Source organism: Collinsella aerofaciens, from assembly GCF_040915545.1.
Classification (GTDB): Bacteria; Actinomycetota; Coriobacteriia; order Coriobacteriales; family Coriobacteriaceae; genus Collinsella; species Collinsella aerofaciens_BE.
This window is the reverse complement of record NZ_JBCPDH010000003.1, coordinates 118,083-136,078: the sequence shown is the minus strand read 5'-3', so window position 1 is coordinate 136,078 and position 17,996 is coordinate 118,083. Positions and strand designations below refer to the sequence as shown.

General features: G+C 58.5%; 11 protein-coding genes. 9 read left to right on the top strand and 2 right to left on the bottom strand.

What is annotated here, in order from left to right:
- Both AB5202_RS02045 and AB5202_RS02040 read left to right on the top strand, forming a co-directional pair.
- On the top strand, positions 1 to 1,872 hold a 1,872-nt coding region (locus tag AB5202_RS02045), incomplete at its 5' end, for a zinc ribbon domain-containing protein (protein ID WP_368143530.1).
- 4 nt (positions 1,873 to 1,876) lie between these two features.
- Positions 1,877 to 3,580 (top strand): DUF6020 family protein, encoded by a 1,704-nt coding sequence (locus tag AB5202_RS02040; protein WP_368147467.1) that lies wholly within the window; start codon positions 1,877 to 1,879, stop codon positions 3,578 to 3,580.
- A gap of 48 nt (positions 3,581 to 3,628) precedes the next feature.
- Here the strand turns inward: AB5202_RS02040 and rlmD are convergent, their stop codons facing one another.
- Positions 3,629 to 4,957: a 23S rRNA (uracil(1939)-C(5))-methyltransferase RlmD gene (gene rlmD, locus AB5202_RS02035; RefSeq protein WP_368143528.1), complete on the bottom strand. Its 1,329-nt coding sequence runs from the start codon at positions 4,955 to 4,957 to the stop codon at positions 3,629 to 3,631.
- 98 nt (positions 4,958 to 5,055) lie between these two features.
- Positions 5,056 to 7,551, bottom strand: coding sequence for a polyphosphate kinase 1 (ppk1, locus tag AB5202_RS02030; RefSeq protein ID WP_368143527.1), 2,496 nt, complete (start codon positions 7,549 to 7,551; stop codon positions 5,056 to 5,058).
- A 557-nt stretch (positions 7,552 to 8,108) separates the two neighbouring features.
- Here ppk1 and arcA (AB5202_RS02025) point away from each other — a divergent pair.
- The 7 genes from arcA (AB5202_RS02025) (at position 8,109) to AB5202_RS01995 (ending at position 17,844) form a co-directional block, all read left to right on the top strand.
- Positions 8,109 to 9,350, top strand: a complete 1,242-nt coding sequence (arcA, locus tag AB5202_RS02025) for an arginine deiminase (RefSeq protein ID WP_006234281.1) — start codon at positions 8,109 to 8,111, stop codon at positions 9,348 to 9,350.
- 150 nt (positions 9,351 to 9,500) lie between these two features.
- Complete coding sequence (locus tag AB5202_RS02020; RefSeq protein ID WP_368143526.1) at positions 9,501 to 10,625, top strand: aminotransferase; 1,125 nt, start codon at positions 9,501 to 9,503, stop codon at positions 10,623 to 10,625.
- A 575-nt stretch (positions 10,626 to 11,200) separates the two neighbouring features.
- The gene (arcA, locus tag AB5202_RS02015; RefSeq protein WP_006234281.1) at positions 11,201 to 12,442 is read left to right on the top strand and encodes an arginine deiminase; all 1,242 of its coding nucleotides are present in this window, start codon (positions 11,201 to 11,203) and stop codon (positions 12,440 to 12,442) included.
- Between the two features lie 105 nt (positions 12,443 to 12,547).
- On the top strand, positions 12,548 to 13,543 hold the full coding sequence (argF, locus tag AB5202_RS02010; protein ID WP_006234279.1) for an ornithine carbamoyltransferase: 996 nt from the start codon (positions 12,548 to 12,550) through the stop codon (positions 13,541 to 13,543).
- 138 nt (positions 13,544 to 13,681) lie between these two features.
- A complete protein-coding gene (locus AB5202_RS02005; protein WP_333494017.1) occupies positions 13,682 to 15,169 on the top strand; it encodes a YfcC family protein in 1,488 nt (495 codons plus the stop codon).
- Positions 15,170 to 15,774: 605 nt separating this feature from the next.
- Positions 15,775 to 17,256, top strand: a complete 1,482-nt coding sequence (locus tag AB5202_RS02000) for a DUF1846 domain-containing protein (protein WP_006234276.1) — start codon at positions 15,775 to 15,777, stop codon at positions 17,254 to 17,256.
- Between the two features lie 249 nt (positions 17,257 to 17,505).
- Positions 17,506 to 17,844, top strand: coding sequence for a helix-turn-helix domain-containing protein (locus AB5202_RS01995; protein ID WP_368143525.1), 339 nt, complete (start codon positions 17,506 to 17,508; stop codon positions 17,842 to 17,844).
- The last annotated feature ends 152 nt before the right edge of the window (positions 17,845 to 17,996 follow it).

The window sequence follows — 17,996 nt, the reverse complement described above, 5'->3', positions numbered from 1 at the left end:
CATCATCGCGGTCTACGGGGTCAACGATATGGCACCGTGGGGACACATGTATGTCAATCCTGGTCTAACAGAGCCTTAAATAATCATTCGAATTTCGATGGTTATTTAATCCCCGTCCCATTTTTATCAGGCGTTACCGACTTCTTTGCGCGCTGGGAATTGTTGCGCAACACATTCCGATTTTTCGGGCTTACCGTAGCCTCAGGTCATATTTACCTCTCGACTGAAAGGGGCAACCATGCCAAGAACAAGAAAAATGAAATGGGGGGTGTTCTAATAGCTGGCCTGACGCTGGCCGCTAGCCTTATTGTCGCGCCGCTGGACGCCTATGCTGCCGACGTCCCCACGCCCGAACTGAAGGACAGTTTCGTAGTGTCGGGCGAATTGTTTGACAGGTCTTTGTCGGGAAAATACCTGATTCTAAAGCAGGGCCACTCTGGGGATGGTACCCAGCTGCTAGTGGTGAATGCGGATGATGGATCACAAATACAAGCCTCAACCTTTATTGATGACTATGTTTGCGGAAGCGGTAACTACAAAGGAGCTTATTGTTTCTCCAATAAAGAGGACTTCTTTTATTCGTACGATCCAGAGCAATCGGAAATCATTGGCTATCCGTTAGGGGATAAAGGCGAATTGGAGTCTACTCCCGTAGATCCTTCCGCTGTTGAAAATGAGCTTTGGCAGCTTGGCTTGTCTGATGACGGAAACACTTTTTTCTTAACCTCTACTGATGGCGTGTCTGTTAGATTCAGTAAGCTTGACCGCAAGACGGGAAAGGTTCTCTCAGTCTATTCGGCTCCGTTTTTCGAGGACAAGGGCGAATGGTCGACCTATACCTCCTGTTCGGCATGGACGTCTTTAGACGGTAAATATGGTTATGTGAATAATGTAACTGACGGTAAGCTGACAACAATTATCTTGGATGCTGAAACCATTGTTAATGAGATAAGCATTCGGGCCCTCGAACTATCATCATCAATCGAATCTCCAATGCGTGTGATGGCGGGTCGAACCTTGTTTTCAAGCGGCGTATTTGCTTCGAATAAAGGCGAAGTTACAGTCACCAATGAGCGAAAAGAAATGTTGGAGCACTCAAAATGGTATGAGCGCACATGCAACGCAGATGGATCGTTGATGGGCATGCTGTCCAGCCAGCTTGACGGGGGAGGCTCTTCGAGCTCGGAGCGCGTCAGCGAGTGTTCTCTTTCGGTTGTAGATTCCGTTACGGGTAAAACAAAATGGAAATCCGCATTTAGCGTGAAGAATTATTCTGACATAACGTGCATTTCGTCTTTGTCAAGTGACGGAGCATTTGCTTTAGTATACGCCGCAGATGAGAATGGATCCGGTTTGCTCTATCTGGTTGATACCAAGACTGGATCGTCCTCTCAAATATCCTTAAAAAGCGATTATGGCGTATCTGGGTTCGGAGCGTATTTCCCGCAAGATAATTCAAAGGTTTACGTTGCGCAAGATCTTGGTGACGGTAGCGTATCAATTGATATTTACGAGATCGGTGCCTCGGGAGGCCTGCTGTCTCCTGCAGCCCAGCGCGATGGCGACTCATCCTCGGTCAACCCAATTATCATTGTCGTTGTAGTTGCGATTCTTCTTGCGGCGGGCGTTGGCGGCTTCGTTGTTATTCGCATGCGCAAACACTCTAAGGGGTATGCGGCAACCGCGAATGGCACTATCTCCGCTGCGCCTCAGCAGACGGTTCCGCAGAATTTCGTCGGACAGCAGACTCAGGCCCAGCTGCAGCAGGCGCCCATGCCTTTGGAAGCTCCGCGATTCTGCGGTTCGTGCGGTGGTCCCCTCGTTCCTGGTACACGGTTCTGCCCACATTGCGGCGCACCGGTAAAGCACTAAGCGCATGCCGGTGGAGCGATTAAAACAGAATCGCGACATGCTGATGGTCGTGGGTACCTTGGCGGTGCTCGCGACCATCGCGGATATGTTTCGCGATACCGTGGGATTCTCTTGTAACCCTATCAACTTGGTCCATGTCTTGGGGCACATGGCCTTTTTCTGCGCAGCGTTTATGCTCGGCGACTATCTGATCGATCGGTTTCTAGTGGGACGCAAAAGTACTGTCGGCGTTCCTCGGCAAGTCCATGCTAGATGGTTTGACAACTTGTGCGACATAGCGTTCTCTGGCATCCCACAGACGTACGAATTCGGTGGTATCGTAAAACTGGGCGCAATCATCTACGCCTGCTGGTCTCCGTTGCTGGTTCTACTGTTCCCGGGCGTGATCTGGTGGGATACCCGCCAGCAGCTTTTGCAGTACAACGGCTTACCCAATGCCTTGTCGGACGGCGTTATCACCGACCATCATCCGATACTCGATACCTATCTGTACGGATGGTTTACCGACCTGGGCCGTGCGCTGGGAAGCGCTGATGCTGGGGTGTACGCCTTCTGCCTGGTACAGGCGTTTCTGACGGCGTGTGCCCTGGCGTGCTGCCTTGTTTTGGTATGCCACATGGGCGGCGGACGTGGCGTTTGCCTGACACTGCTGGCGTTTTTGTGCCTATATTGGCACCTTCCCATTTATGCCTCGGCCATGGCAAAGGACGCCACCTTCCTGCCGTTTTTCCTGCTGTTCTCGGTTGCCTCCATTGAGGTTATGCGCTCAAGGGGGCGACTCCTGAGGGCGCCCGGTTACCTTGCTGTATACGTTGCGCTTCTGCTTCTGGTTTCGCTGACGCGTAAGACCGGCCTGATTCTTGTGCTGATTGTCCTGGTTGTCGTGTTCTTCAAGGTAACGGGTCGGCGCGGGCGAGTTGTCGTTGCGGCAATGGCGGTCGGCGCTTCTCTGTTTATGACGGTCCTTATGCTCAGGGCCGTGCTTCCCGCTTTGGGGTGCGAGCCGGGTGGCAAGCAGGAGGTCTACGGTCTCATGTTTCAGCAGTCCGCGTTGCTGATGCGTGACCACGGGGAAGAGGTCCCGAAATGGCAGCGCCAGGAGATCGAGCGCGCCATCGGCGAGGACGGGAAGAACAACTACACGTGGTTTTTAACCGACTCCGTTAAAGACCCCACGTTTGGTAAGGCCGACGAGCTCGATTTTCTAGCCTATCTTGGTGCGTGGGCGGCGGGGTTCCTGCAGCATCCGCTTTGCTATCTCGAAGCGTATCTGGGTGTGCAGGTTGGCTGGTATGCCATGCCGGCGGCGGGAAGCGAGGCCTTGTCGCCCTATGTGACTCCCGTCGATGGGCACAACGTGAGCCATGTGTTTCCCCGCTCGCGGGACCTGGGATTGAGTTGGTCCGATGCGACCTTGGGCCGCAGTGTCGAGTCGCTCGTCGCATGGTTTCAGTCGACGCCGGTCGGCATGCTTGTCGGCGCTAAGGCGCTTTGGTCGACCTGGGGTATGGCGTTTCTACTGCTGGAGATAAAACGTCGTGCGCCCCAGAAACTCTATCTGATGGCGCCGCTCGTTGCGGCAAACCTTGTTCTTTGGATCTCGCCGACGTCGTATACGACCGAGTCGATGCGCTACCTGCTGCCGTTGTTGTTCTGGCTGCCCGTGAGCGCAGCGATGACTTTTGCCAGCGTTGCATCGACCGAATAAAGCGGGCTCGCGTGCAGTTACGCACGCGAGCCCGTTCTCATCATGCGGTTAGTTGCGCTTGAGGTGGACGACCGTTTCGCAGTGGAAGGTTTGCGGGAATAGGTCGACCGGCGTGATCTTGACGGGGGAGAAGGTGCCCTCCTCGACAAAGCGCTTGAGGTCGCGGGCCAGAGTTGCCGGGTCGCAGCTCACGTAGGCGACATCGCGGGCACTCGTGCTCGCGATGAGGTCTATGGCCTCGGGGGCGAGGCCCGCACGCGGCGGGTCGACTACCAGGACGTCGGCGTCCTGATCGGGGAACTCGCGCACCGCGTCGCCGCCGATGACGTCGACGTTATCGAGCTTGTTGATCTCCAGGTTACGGCGTAGATCGCGCACGGCCGGGCCATAGGCTTCGACGGCGGCGACAAAATCGCAGCGGCGGGCGAGCGGCAGGGTAAAGGTGCCGGCACCGCAGTACAGGTCCACGGCCAGCTCGTCTTCCTGCGGGTCGAGGGCGTCCATAACGAGCTCGATTAAAATCTCGGCACCCTTGGTATTGACCTGGAAAAACGACGGGGCAGATAAGCGCATCTGGCCTTCGGCGATATTCTCGGTCCACGAGCCCTCGCCGGCGAGCATCTCGACTTTGGAGACACGGCGGGCTTTCTTTTCGCCCTTGCTCATCACACGAACGATGCTCGTGGGATGAGCGGCGTCCGCCAGCACGCGGGAGACCTGCGAGCGCGGAAAAGAGCCTGTGGGCGTCCAGAGTGCGACCTCGAGTGCCTTGGTGCGGCGCGATGCGCGAATGCCCACGCGTTCGAGCCCCAAGTCATGGCTGCCGCTTAGATAGTTGAGTGCGCCGACGACCGATTTGAGCGCCTTGGGAAAACGCTTATCGAACAGCGGGCACGCATCGACGGTCACGATTTTGCTGGGGTCGACACCGTGCATGCCAAGGCGCACGCGACCGTTGACGACGGTGGGCTCCAGCTCGATCTTGTTGCGGTAGCCCCAGTCGTCCTTGGTGTGGCGGATGGGCTGTACCAGCTCATCGACCTGCTCAGGAGCGAACTTGCCGATGCGCTCGAGCGTGGAGCGCAGGTTTTGCTCCTTGGCGGCGAGCTGTGCCGTGCGTAAGAGATTGCCCCACGAGCAGCCGCCGCAGATGCCCACGAAGGGGCAGGGGGGCTGAATGCGATCGGGGCTTGGCTCCAGAATCTCGGTGGTGCGGGCGCGCATGAACGACTTGCCGTCCTGTACGACCTCGGCCTCGACGGTGTCGCCTGCCACGGCGCCCTGCACAAAGACGGCCTTGCCGTTGTCGGCGTGCGCCAGACCGTCGGCGCCGTAGGTCATCGATTCTATAGTGAGCTTCATATCCCTGCCTGTCATTCGCGTTGTTGTTCGCACCATGGTAGCAGGGAAAAGCGCCCCGCATCCGAGGCTTTCCTCAAATGCGGGGCGCTTCTACAAACTGCTTCTACAAACGACTATTTCGTCTTGCCGGTAATGAGCGTCTTAAGACCCAGACCGATCAGGCCCAGGCCCATGCGCACGCGGCCGGGGCGATGGCGCTCGATGGCCTTGGTCTTACCGGCGGGCTTATCGCGACGGGCGCTTGTCTCGGGTGCGGGCTTGGTGACCTGCGGCTCGGGCTGAGGTGCAGGTGCAGGCTCGGGCTCAATGACGGTCGCCTGGACCTTCTGAACCTTGGGCGCTTTCTCCACGGCGGGCTCTGCGGCAGCCTCGGGCTCATTCACCGGGGGAGCGGCAATCGCTTCCGGTTTGGCAACTGCCCCATGTTCAACCTCGGCCTGAATAGCTTCTTCGGCCACACGTTCCTTCTCCTGTGCGCGCTGCTGCGCGGCGGCCTCGGCGTTGCGATAGGCACGCTCCAGTAGGGCTTCCTGCGAGTTGAAGGGTTTCTCACCCTCTGCGCGCTCCACGGGGACCCAGGTGCCGTCGCTCGTGAGGCTGCGGGCCTTCACGTTGTCGCGCAGCTGCATGCCCATGTACTCGTGCACCAGTGCGCGGCAGGTGGGGTCGAGCACGGGGAAGGCGATCTCCACGCGGTGCTCGGTGTTGCGCGTCATCATGTCGGCCGAGCTCAGATAGATCATGTCCGAGTCCACGCCAAAGGCGTAAACGCGCGCATGCTCCAAAAAGCGTCCGACGATAGAACGGACATGCACGTTCTCGGTCTTGCCCGGAACGCCCGGCTTGAGGCACGAGATGCCGCGGATGATCATGTCCACGCGTACTCCTGCGCACGACGCCTCGGCGATCTTGTCGATGACTTCGCGGTCGGTGAGCGAGTTGAGCTTAAAGAACACGCGGGCGGGCTCGCCAGCGAGGGCGCGCTGGATCTCGCGATCCAGGCCGCGCATGATGAGCGGCTTCAGGCCGACCGGCGCCACGCCCAGGAAGCGGTAATCGCCGCGCAGGTTGCCCAGCGACAGGTTGCGGAAGAACAAGTTGGCGTCCTCGCCGATGCCGGGATGGGCGGTCATGAGCATAAAGTCGCTGTAGAGCTTGGCCGTCTTCTCGTTAAAGTTGCCGGTGCCCAACAACGTCAGGCGTGTAAGCGCCATGCCCTCGCGATAAGTGAGCTGGCAGATCTTGGAGTGGCACTTAAAGCCCTCGGAGCCGTAGATGACGGTGCAGCCTGCCTCTTCCAGACGCTCGGCCCACTCGATGTTGTTCTGCTCGTCGAAGCGGGCGCGGAGCTCCATGAGCACCGTGACCTCTTTGCCGTTTTCGGCGGCATCGATGAGCGACTCGCACAGACGGCTCTGCTTAGCCACGCGGTAGAGCGTGATGCGCAGTGAGATGCACTCGGGGTCGTAGGCGGCCTCGTGCACCAGATCCAGGAAGGGGTTCATGGCCTCATAGGGATAAAAGAGCAGCTTGTCGTGCTGAAGTACCTGCTCGCGGATGGAGCGGGTCATATCGATGGTGGGGTTGGGCTGCGGCTTAAACGGCGTAAAGAGCAGCTCGTTGCGCAGATGCTCGGGAATCTTGCCCTCGATGCTAAAGACATAGCCCAGGTTGAGCGGGATGTCGCAGGTAAAGACCGAGCGACGCGAGAGCTCGAGCGCCTTGCGGATAGTCTTGAGCGTTGGCTTTTCGAGCGAGCCCGAGACGGCGAGCACTACCGGCTGCAGGCGCAGGCGCTTCTTGAGGATGCGCTTCATGTGCTGGCGGTAATCCTCTTCCTCCTCGACGCCCTCGCCGTCCGGATCGATGTCGGCGTTGCGGGTGACGCGGATGAGCGCGCGGTCGAGCGGCTTATAGGAGCCAAAGCAGCTATCCAGGCAGGCGAGGATAACATCCTCGAGCAAGATGTAGGAGTAGGTGCCGGTGGGCGAGGGGATCTCGACCACGCGGTTCATCGAGGCGGGAATCTCGATCAGGCCCAGCAGACTTTCCTCGTCGGTGACGCCGTCCAGGCCGCAGGCCAGGTAGAGTGCGCCGTTGCGCAGGTTGGGGAAGGGGTGGCGCGGGTCGATCACCAGCGGTGAGATGACCGGCGACACGTAGGCCTGGAAGTAGCGGGTTACAAAGGTGCGCTCCTCGGGCGTAAGCGAATCGACACGCGCGCGGTGAACGCCCAAGGTGTCGAGCTTGCCCTCGATGTTCTTAAAGATGGACTCCCAACGGGTAAGGAGCTCGGGCATTTCGGCCATGACAGCATCGACCTGTTCGGAGGCGGTCATATTGCTCTTGTTGTCGACAGGCTGCTTTTTGAGCTCGGCAAGGTCGGACAGGCCACCCACGCGCACCATAAGGAACTCATCGAGGTTGGACTCGAAGATCGAGACGAACTTAAGGCGCTCGAACAGCGGCACGGACTCATCAAAAGCCTCGTCGAGCACGCGGTTGTCAAAGCGCAGCCAGCTGAGCTCTCGATTTTGCGTGTACGAGAAGTCGCGCGGCGGCTTGCGCAGCTTAGCGGCCTTTTGCTTCTTTTCGATTTTGCTCGGCATATGCATCTGTCCGTTCAGTCCCCGCAGGGGACGGTAGCCTAACACTATTCACTATTGTCTCAATTTAGTCGACTTGCGGCACGGACGTATTGTGCGAACGGTATCTTTACCTACTTCTTACGCTGTCAAGCATGCAACTAACTGCCTGACTCGTTTTGAAAACAATCTATATCCATACTCAACTGGTGAGAATGTATGAATAAGAATGATTGCAAGCTGAATATAATCGAATCCAAATCGAATCGTGGACAAACGACATATATATGCAGAAAACCGTTTTAGCTATGCAATTCTTAAACATGAAAATATTTGTGCAATCTGGATTAATTCCTTAGAAAAAAGAACGTTTACCTTTGAAAACCTGCTTTAGAAAACTGAAGTGCATCATGGGGGAATCATATGCGATATACCGTTCATCGCACTTTGCTGACCGTTCGGGGGCGAGGTGGAATTGCGGGTGGTTTTTGGATATAACTAGAGCTGTCAGCAAGCAGCGTCCCATACGGAGGGGCGCTGATACATTCGGCCAGTAAGGCCCGAAAGAAAGGTAGGAGGCCATGACGAAAGGTCTGCACGTGCCTTCCGAGATCGGCAAGCTCAGGAAGGTCTGCCTGCACCGTCCCGGCGACGAGCTCCTCAACCTGCCGCCCGACGAGCTCGAGCGACTCCTGTTCGACGACGTCCCGTTCCTGGAGGTCGCGCAGCAGGAGCACGACACCTTCGCCCAGATCCTGAGGGACCAGGGCGTGGAGGTCCTCTATCTCGAGAACCTCGTCGCCGAGGTGTTCGACCAGGTCCCCGGCGCCCGCGCCGAGTTCACCGACCAGTACATCGCCGAGGCCGGCATCCGCGGCCAGCACATGCCGCAGATCGTCCGCGAGAAGCTGGACTCCATCGAGGACAACCTCGAGTTCGTCAAGAAGACCATGGCCGGCATGACCAAGTCCGAGATCGACATGCCCCTCACGGCGTCCACGACCCTCGACTCCCTGGTCAACTCCGAGTCCGAGTCCGACCTGATCATCGACCCGATGCCCAACCTCTACTTCACCCGCGACCCGTTCGCGGTCGTCGGCGAGGGCGTCAACCTCAACCGCATGTACTCGGTCACCCGCAACCGCGAGACCCTGTACGGCAAGTACGTCTTCAAGTACCACCCCGACTACAAGGACGTCTCGCTGTACTTCCGCCGCGACTGCCAGTTCCACACCGAGGGCGGCGACGTGCTGAACATCAACGAGAAGACCCTCGCCGTCGGCATCTCCCAGCGCACCCAGGCCGCCGCTATCGACGTCATGGCCCAGAACATCTTCTGGAACTCCGACTCCAAGGTCGAGCGCATCCTGGCCTTCGACATCCCGGTCTCGCGCGCCTTCATGCACCTCGACACGGTCTTCACCCAGATCGACGTCGATAAGTTCACGATCCACCCCGCCATCATGGGCACCCTGCGCGTCTACGAGCTGACCGCCGGCAAGAACCCGGGCGACGTGAACATCCGCCTGATCGAGGACACCCTCGAGCACGTCTTGGAGGACGCCACCGGCGTCGACCAGGTCAAGCTGATCCCCTGCGGCGGCGGCGACCCGATCGCGGCCTCCCGCGAGCAGTGGAACGACGGCTCCAACACCCTGTGCGTCGAGCCCGGCAAGATCTGCGTCTACGCCCGCAACACCGTCACCAACGACGTGCTGTACAAGGAGGGCCTGGACCTTCTCGTCGTGCCCTCCGCCGAGCTCTCCCGCGGCCGCGGCGGCCCGCGCTGCATGAGCATGCCCTTCTGGCGCGAGGACCTCTAAGGTTTTCAAAGACCCGTATAGGTCTTAAAACAAACGTCTAACTGCCATTAGATGTCTCCCATTGGGGCGGTGCGAATCTTTCGCACCGCCCCATTCTTGTATGAGGAACGTCAACACGATTGGATGACTGCTTTTGTAAGGAGCTTGGCCATGGATATCAAGACAATCGGCGTTGAGGAATGGCTTAACGTTTGGGAGAAGAGCGCTACGTGGGATATCGCCCAGTCGACAATCTCCTCGCTTACCATGGGCGAGCTGCGCGCGCTCGACGACCAAGATGGTGCCACGTTCTACGAGCGCCTGGACCGCGAGAAAATGAACTACGGCTGGATTGAGGGTTCGCCGGAGTTTAAGGCCGAGGTTGCCAAGCTGTATCGTCGCGAGGTCAATCCCGATCATATTCTGCAGACCAATGGCTGCACGGGTGCCAACCTCAACGCCATCATGGCCGTGGTCGAGCCCGGCGACCATGTGATTGCCGAGTGGCCCACCTATGCGCCGCTCTATGAGATCCCGCGTACACTCGGCGCCGAGGTTGAGTATTGGGAGCTTTGCGAGGAGCTCGGATGGAAACCCGATATCGAACAGCTCAAGCGCCTCGTTCGCCCCAACACCAAGCTCATTTGCATCAATAACGCATCGAACCCTATCGGTACGGTGCTCGATGCCGATACGCTCGGCCAGATCGCCGAGATTGCCCGCTCGGTTGGCGCCTATGTGCTGTGCGACGAGGTGTACCTGCCGCTTGAGAACACCGAGGACTTTTTGTCGATGGCCGATGTGTACGAGAAGGCCATCGTCACCAACTCGGTGTCCAAGACCTATTCGACGCCTGCGGCCCGCGTGGGCTGGGTTGTGGCAGACGAAGAGGTATCTAACCGCATTCGCACTTACCGCGACTACACCATGATTTGCGGCGGCGTGTTCAACGACGCCCTGGCGACCTATGTGCTCGAGCACAAGGACAAGATCCTCGAGCGCAACCGCAAGATCGTGTTTGGAAACCGCGATATCGCGCAGGCTTGGATCGACACGCAGCATCGTGTCTCCTGGACGGCCCCGCAGGGTGTGTCCACCTCGTTTATCCAGCTGGACATTCCCGAGGATGACGAGGGGTTCTGCAAGCGCCTGCTGTCCGAGAGGGGAGTGCTGCTGGTACCTGGCAGCCGCTTTGAGCTTCCCTGTGGCGCACGCCTGGGCTACTGCGCGAGCGAGGACGTTCTGCGCGAGGGCCTGAGGCTTTTGGGCGAGGCGCTGGCGGAGTTCGATCGCTAGGATCACGATTCCCTTCGAAGGCCGTATTCAAATTGGCCGGCAATAATCGAAAACGGACCTGTTTCCCTAGGGGATCGGGTCCGTTTTTCTATACCGAGAAGTCAAGTTGTTACAAATGGAGACGCAAGATCGATCAGGTATTCGACCAGCCTTATACTGAGCTTCCGGTGAACGGTATCCAACTTCTGGTAAACGGTAATCTGTTTGCCAAAAATGAATAGGACGAACTTCTTTCTGAATAAAAATCAAAATGGTTGAGATACAGCGAGAATTGCGAATTCTATTCATATCATTGCGCGAAATATGCAATTTGAGGGTGGTTTAACAAAGATTAGTTTCAATTGATTTATCGGTTAAAAAGGCGTTTAAGCACGTAAATACACTTTATTAAATCAAAGTGTGCCATGCGTGAAGTATATGTGTATGCCGTTCACCCCCCCATATAAAACCGTTCGGGGGCGAGGTGGAAGTATGGACTGATTTTGGATATAAATATGTCGTCAGCAATAACGCCTCACACGGAGGGGCGCTAACGAATCGGCCCTGACAGGGGCCCGAAAGAAAGGTAGGAGGCCATGACGAAAGGTCTGCACGTGCCTTCCGAGATCGGCAAGCTCAGGAAGGTCTGCCTGCACCGTCCCGGCGACGAGCTCCTCAACCTGCCGCCCGACGAGCTCGAGCGACTCCTGTTCGACGACGTCCCGTTCCTGGAGGTCGCGCAGCAGGAGCACGACACCTTCGCCCAGATCCTGAGGGACCAGGGCGTGGAGGTCCTCTATCTCGAGAACCTCGTCGCCGAGGTGTTCGACCAGGTCCCCGGCGCCCGCGCCGAGTTCACCGACCAGTACATCGCCGAGGCCGGCATCCGCGGCCAGCACATGCCGCAGATCGTCCGCGAGAAGCTGGACTCCATCGAGGACAACCTCGAGTTCGTCAAGAAGACCATGGCCGGCATGACCAAGTCCGAGATCGACATGCCCCTCACGGCGTCCACGACCCTCGACTCCCTGGTCAACTCCGAGTCCGAGTCCGACCTGATCATCGACCCGATGCCCAACCTCTACTTCACCCGCGACCCGTTCGCGGTCGTCGGCGAGGGCGTCAACCTCAACCGCATGTACTCGGTCACCCGCAACCGCGAGACCCTGTACGGCAAGTACGTCTTCAAGTACCACCCCGACTACAAGGACGTCTCGCTGTACTTCCGCCGCGACTGCCAGTTCCACACCGAGGGCGGCGACGTGCTGAACATCAACGAGAAGACCCTCGCCGTCGGCATCTCCCAGCGCACCCAGGCCGCCGCTATCGACGTCATGGCCCAGAACATCTTCTGGAACTCCGACTCCAAGGTCGAGCGCATCCTGGCCTTCGACATCCCGGTCTCGCGCGCCTTCATGCACCTCGACACGGTCTTCACCCAGATCGACGTCGATAAGTTCACGATCCACCCCGCCATCATGGGCACCCTGCGCGTCTACGAGCTGACCGCCGGCAAGAACCCGGGCGACGTGAACATCCGCCTGATCGAGGACACCCTCGAGCACGTCTTGGAGGACGCCACCGGCGTCGACCAGGTCAAGCTGATCCCCTGCGGCGGCGGCGACCCGATCGCGGCCTCCCGCGAGCAGTGGAACGACGGCTCCAACACCCTGTGCGTCGAGCCCGGCAAGATCTGCGTCTACGCCCGCAACACCGTCACCAACGACGTGCTGTACAAGGAGGGCCTGGACCTTCTCGTCGTGCCCTCCGCCGAGCTCTCCCGCGGCCGCGGCGGCCCGCGCTGCATGAGCATGCCCTTCTGGCGCGAGGACCTCTAAGTCTTTCCGTTTCCGGTGCGGTCCCCCTACAACCGCACCGGCTTCGCCCGTTAAACGGGCAACACTAATACTTACGTAATTCATTTCTTCGAAAGGAATCGAACCATGGGTGTTAACCTCTCCGGCCGTAGCTTCCTCAAGCTTCTCGACCTCACCACCGAGGAGATCGAGTACCTGCTCAAGCTCTCCAAGAACTTCAAGGATATGAAGCGCGCTGGCGTTCCGCACCGCTATCTCGAGGGCAAGAACATCGTCCTGCTCTTCCAGAAGACCTCCACTCGTACCCGCTGCGCCTTCGAGGTCGGCGGCATGGACCTGGGCATGGGCGTTACCTACCTCGATCCCGGTTCGTCGCAGATGGGCAAGAAGGAATCCATCGAGGACACCGCCCGCGTTCTCGGCCGCATGTATGACGGCATCGAGTTCCGTGGCTTTGCCCAGGACGACGTCGAGGAGCTCGCTGCTAAGTCCGGCGTGCCTGTCTGGAACGGCCTGACCACCGAGTGGCATCCCACCCAGATGCTCGCCGACATCCTGACCGTCCAGGAGAACTTCAACTACGACATCAAGGGCAAGACTCTTGTCTTCATGGGCGACTGCAAGAACAACGTTGCTCGCTCCCTCATGGTCGTCTGCTCCAAGCTCGGTATGAACTTCGTGGCCTGCGGCCCCGAGGAGTGCATGCCCGCCGACGACGTCATCGAGGCCTGCAAGCCCATCGCCGAGGCCAACGGCTGCACCATCAAGCTGACCACCGACGTCAAGGACGGCGTCACCGGTGCCGACGTTATCTACACCGACGTGTGGGTCTCCATGGGCGAGCCCGACGAGGTCTGGGCCGAGCGCATCGCTCAGCTTACCCCGTATCGTGTTACCTCCGAGGTCATGGCTATGGCCAACCCGGGTGCCATCTTCCTGCACTGCCTGCCCAGCTTCCACGACACCAACACCACGATTGGCGCAGAGAAGTGCGAGCAGTTCGGCATCACCGAGCAGGAGGTCACCGACGAGGTCTTCGAGAGCCCCGCTTCCAAGGTCTTCGACGAGGCCGAGAACCGCATGCACACCATCAAGGCTGTCATGTACGCCACGCTCAAGTAAGAGCATCTAGCATCTCGCTCGGGGTGTCTTGCTGCACACCCCGAGCAGTTTTATCTGGTAATAATCTCGCATCAAGCGGCAGGCACGGCACGGAAGAGCCGCTTCTGGCGAGATCAGTAAATGATTTATGAAGGGGGGATGAGAACTATGACTGAGACCGCTAAGAAAAAGCGCGGTATGCCTTCATCGTTCACCATTCTTCTTGCTCTGCTGGCAATTGTCGCAGTGATTACCGTTATCGTCTCCGGCACGTCCGGCGGCGCGGTTACTGCCGCCCGTCTGAGCGATTTCTGTACCGCCCCGATTAAGGGCTTCGCTGACGCTCTGCCCGTCTGCCTCTTCGTTATGATCCTGGGCGGCTTCCTCGGTATGATGACCGAGACCGGCGCCCTGGACAACGGCATCGCCGTTCTGGTGCAGAAGCTTAAGGGCAACGAGATTATGCTCATTCCCGTGCTGATGCTCATCTTCTCCCTCGGTGGTACCACCTATGGTATGTGCGAGGAGACCGTTCCCTTCTACGCCCTGCTCGCCGCTACCATGATGGCCGCTGGCTTCGACCCCATGGTCGGTGCCGCTACCGTCCTGCTCGGCGCTGGCTGCGGCTGCCTGGGCTCCACGGTTAACCCGTTCGCCGTCGGCGCTGCCGTCGACGCTCTGACCGGCGTTGGCATTGAGGTCAACCAGTCCATCATCATCGGCCTCGGTGCCGTCCTGTGGATTGTCACTACCGCTATGTCCATCTTCTTCGTGATGAACTATGCCAAGAAGGTCAAGGCTGACAAGGGTTCCACCATCCTGTCGATGCAGGAGCTCAAGGACGCCGAAGAGGCTCACGGCAAGGCTGCTTCCGAGGTCCACAAGGAGGTCAAGCTCACCGGTCGTCAGAAGGGTGTTCTGATTGCCTTCGCCTTCACCTTCGTCGTCATGATCGTCGGCTTCATTCCGCTGGCCGACCTCAACGAGGGCGTCGCTAACTTCTTCGACGCTGGCGCTGTCTACGACGCCGACGGTAACGCCGTCGTCCAGGGCTGGTCTGCCCTGATCACCGGCCTGCCCATTGGCCAGTGGTACTTCGACGAGGCTTCCACCTGGTTCTTCCTCATGGCCGTCCTGATCGGTATCATCGGTGGCCTGTCCGAGAAGCAGATCGTTAACACCTTTATCACCGGCGCTGCCGACATGATGTCCGTTGTTCTCGTTATCGCCCTCGCCCGTGGTATCTCCGTCCTCATGGCTAACACCGGCCTCGATGTCTTCGTCCTCGACGCTGCCGCCAATGCCCTGGCTGGCCTGTCCGGCGTGATCTTCGCTCCCATGAGCTTCCTGGTCTACTTCGGCCTGTCCTTCCTGATCCCCTCGACCTCCGGTATGGCCACCGTCTCCATGCCCATCATGGGACCGTTGGCTGTTAAGCTCGGCTTCTCGCCTGAGGTCATGGTCATGATCTTCTCCGCCGCCATCGGTGTCGTGAACCTTTTCACCCCGACCTCCGGCGCCATCATGGGCGGTCTCGCCCTGGCCAAGATCGAGTGGACGACCTGGCTCAAGTTTGCCCTTAAGCTCATCGTCGCGCTCTCCGTCGTCTGCGCCATCATCCTGACCGTCGCCTGCGTGTTGATCTAAGTACCCAACGGGTACCCCACGGAAACCTTGACGATCCTGTAGAGGATCACCTGGTCATCGTCTGTCCGGTGGGGTAAACCCACCGGTAGACTCCTACCTTTAGCCCCCTTCCGTTCCGTGCGCGGGAGGGGGCGACTTTTTGTTCCGCGGTTTTACCAAACCGCGGAACCGGTCGACGCTACGCGCCGTCCAGAACGACAATTTGTCATTCAAAAGGCAAGGCATGACCAAAAGGTCTATGCCTCGCCTTTTTCATGCCAACTTGTACGTTCTGGACGGCGCTCGCTGTCCGTCCTCTGCCTGCGGCGCTTTCCATTGTTGGTGCAGAGGGCGCTTTGCCTACTCTGGTGGGCTTTCGCTGGCTTATGCTCAACCTGCGACGTTTCCATTATTGATACAAAGGCCAGGTTTGTTTGAACCAAAAAGGGGAAGTTGCGGTGGAATAGTTCCTGTTTGGCCGTCTTGAGGGGTTAAACGGGAACTATTTCACCGCAACTTATCGATGGCGTGTTTGGTTGGTGCCAGTTGATTGCTTGGGCGTTGGGGAGGGTCTGCTCCGTTATAATCGCCTAGAACATTAAATGGAAACGGGACGGGAGCCATATATGCGCCAGGGTTTCGACAACGCGAAGTATATCGAGCTGCAGGCTGCTCACATTAAGGAGCGCATCTCGCAGTTTGGTGGCAAGCTCTATTTGGAGTTTGGCGGTAAGCTGTTCGATGACTATCATGCGAGCCGCGTGCTGCCGGGTTTTGAACCGGACAGCAAGTTCCGCATGCTCAAGAGCATCGCCGACGATGTCGAGGTTATCATCGCGATCAACGCAAACCACATCGAGAAAAACAAGGCTCGTGGTGACCTCGGCATTACCTATGACGAGGATGTGCTGCGCCTGGTTGACCTGTTCCGCGGCAACGGCTTTGCTGTCGCGGCTGTGGTCATCACCCAGTACGCCGGCCAGCCTGCTGCCGATGTGTTCCGCAACCGCCTGAACGCGCTCGGTATTCCCGCCAAGCTGCACTATCCCATCGAGGGGTATCCGCACGATGTCGATCTGATCGTGTCCGACGATGGCTACGGCAAGAATGAGTTTGTCGAGACCACTCGTCCGCTCGTCGTGGTCACCGCGCCGGGTCCTGGTTCAGGTAAGCTCGCCACCTGCCTGTCTCAGCTCTATCACGAGCACAAGCACGGCACCGCCGCCGGCTACGCCAAGTTCGAGACTTTCCCGGTCTGGAACCTTCCCCTCACGCATCCGGTCAACATCGCCTATGAGGCCGCCACGGCCGACCTTGACGATGCGAATATCATCGACTCCTTCCACTTGGAGGCCTATAACAAGACTACGGTCAACTACAACCGCGACGTCGAGGCCTTCCCGGTGGTCCGTGCCCTGATGGAAAAGATCCTGGGCAAGAGCCCCTACCAGAGCCCCACGGACATGGGCGTCAATATGGTCGGCTTTGCCATCACCGATGACGATGCCTGCCGCGACGCTTCCAAGATGGAGATCGTCCGCCGCTACTTTACCGCGGTTGAAAATGTGCGCCGTACCGGCGTGGGCGATGAGCAAGTCGACCGTCTCAAGATCATTATGAAGAAGGCTGGTATCGACAAGAATTACTCGCCGGCACGCTCGGCCGCCCTTACCAGGGAGCAGCTGACGGGTGGCCCCGTAGGCGCCATGGTCATGCCCGATGGCTCCGTGGTGACCGGCAAGACTTCCACGCGCCTGGGCGCCGCGAGCTCGCTCATCATGAATGCACTTAAGCATGTCTCGGGCGTTGACCTTGAGCTCGAGGTCATTAGTGATGAGGCGATTGAGCCTATCAGCAAGCTCAAGACGCATTTCCTGGGTAGCAAGAACCCGCGCCTGCACACCGACGAGACGCTTATGGCGCTCTCGATCACCTCGGCAACGAGCGAGACGGCGGCCCGCGTCCTTTCGGGCCTGGAGCAGCTGCGCGGCTGCGATGCCTTCTTTAGCGTGATCATCTCGCCGACGGACGAGACGGTGTTGCGCAAGCTGGGCATCAACGTGTGCTGCGAGCCCAAGTTCGAGCGCCGTGGTTTCTTCCACCGCTAAGCCTGGATAAATTGGTCTGAAAGGGGCGCATCGGGTATGCATTCGGTGTGCCCCTTTTATCAACAAAGCTACCGTTTAACCTAAAAATAGCCCGCTTACCTGCCTATAAGCAATTTGGGCGGTATACAATAACCCTAATTGTTTCATCCTTTTGCGGGGATGCCGCATGATGGATGTTGCCGGCCATCATGGGGTGTGCCGGTCGCGCACGGTGCAGGTGATGCCCGTGCTCGGTTTGAGGAGGCTGCCATGGCTGGCAAGGGTCGTGCGAGTGTCAACGATATGAAGCGCGTCGAGGTGCAGGTGCTGATGGAGATCGCACGGCAGTCCGAAGACAACGGCGGATTTTATGGCTTTTCGCGCAAGACGCTTGCCGAGCGTGTAGGGGTGTCTCCGTATCGCGCCCGCGCGGCAATTGAACGCTTGGAATCCAAAGACATCATTGAGGTCGTCTCGCGCTACAGCGACGACGGCGGCCAGCTCGCAAATGGTATTTGTCTCACGGAGCGTGGCGAATGGTATCTAGAGGGCATCCGTGCCGGTATGCTCGTGCAGGACTTGATCAAGGACGAAATCGCCGATCGATAACAGCGCGCATTCATAGTGGAAACGACGCCGCCTGGGCAACCGGACGGCGTTTTGTTTCGAGATGGAGAAATGCGATTGCGCGTAAGAATAATTGCGTGCGGCGCGCGTCGCGAGTATTACAATGAAGACCCGTAAGATGTGTATGGACAACT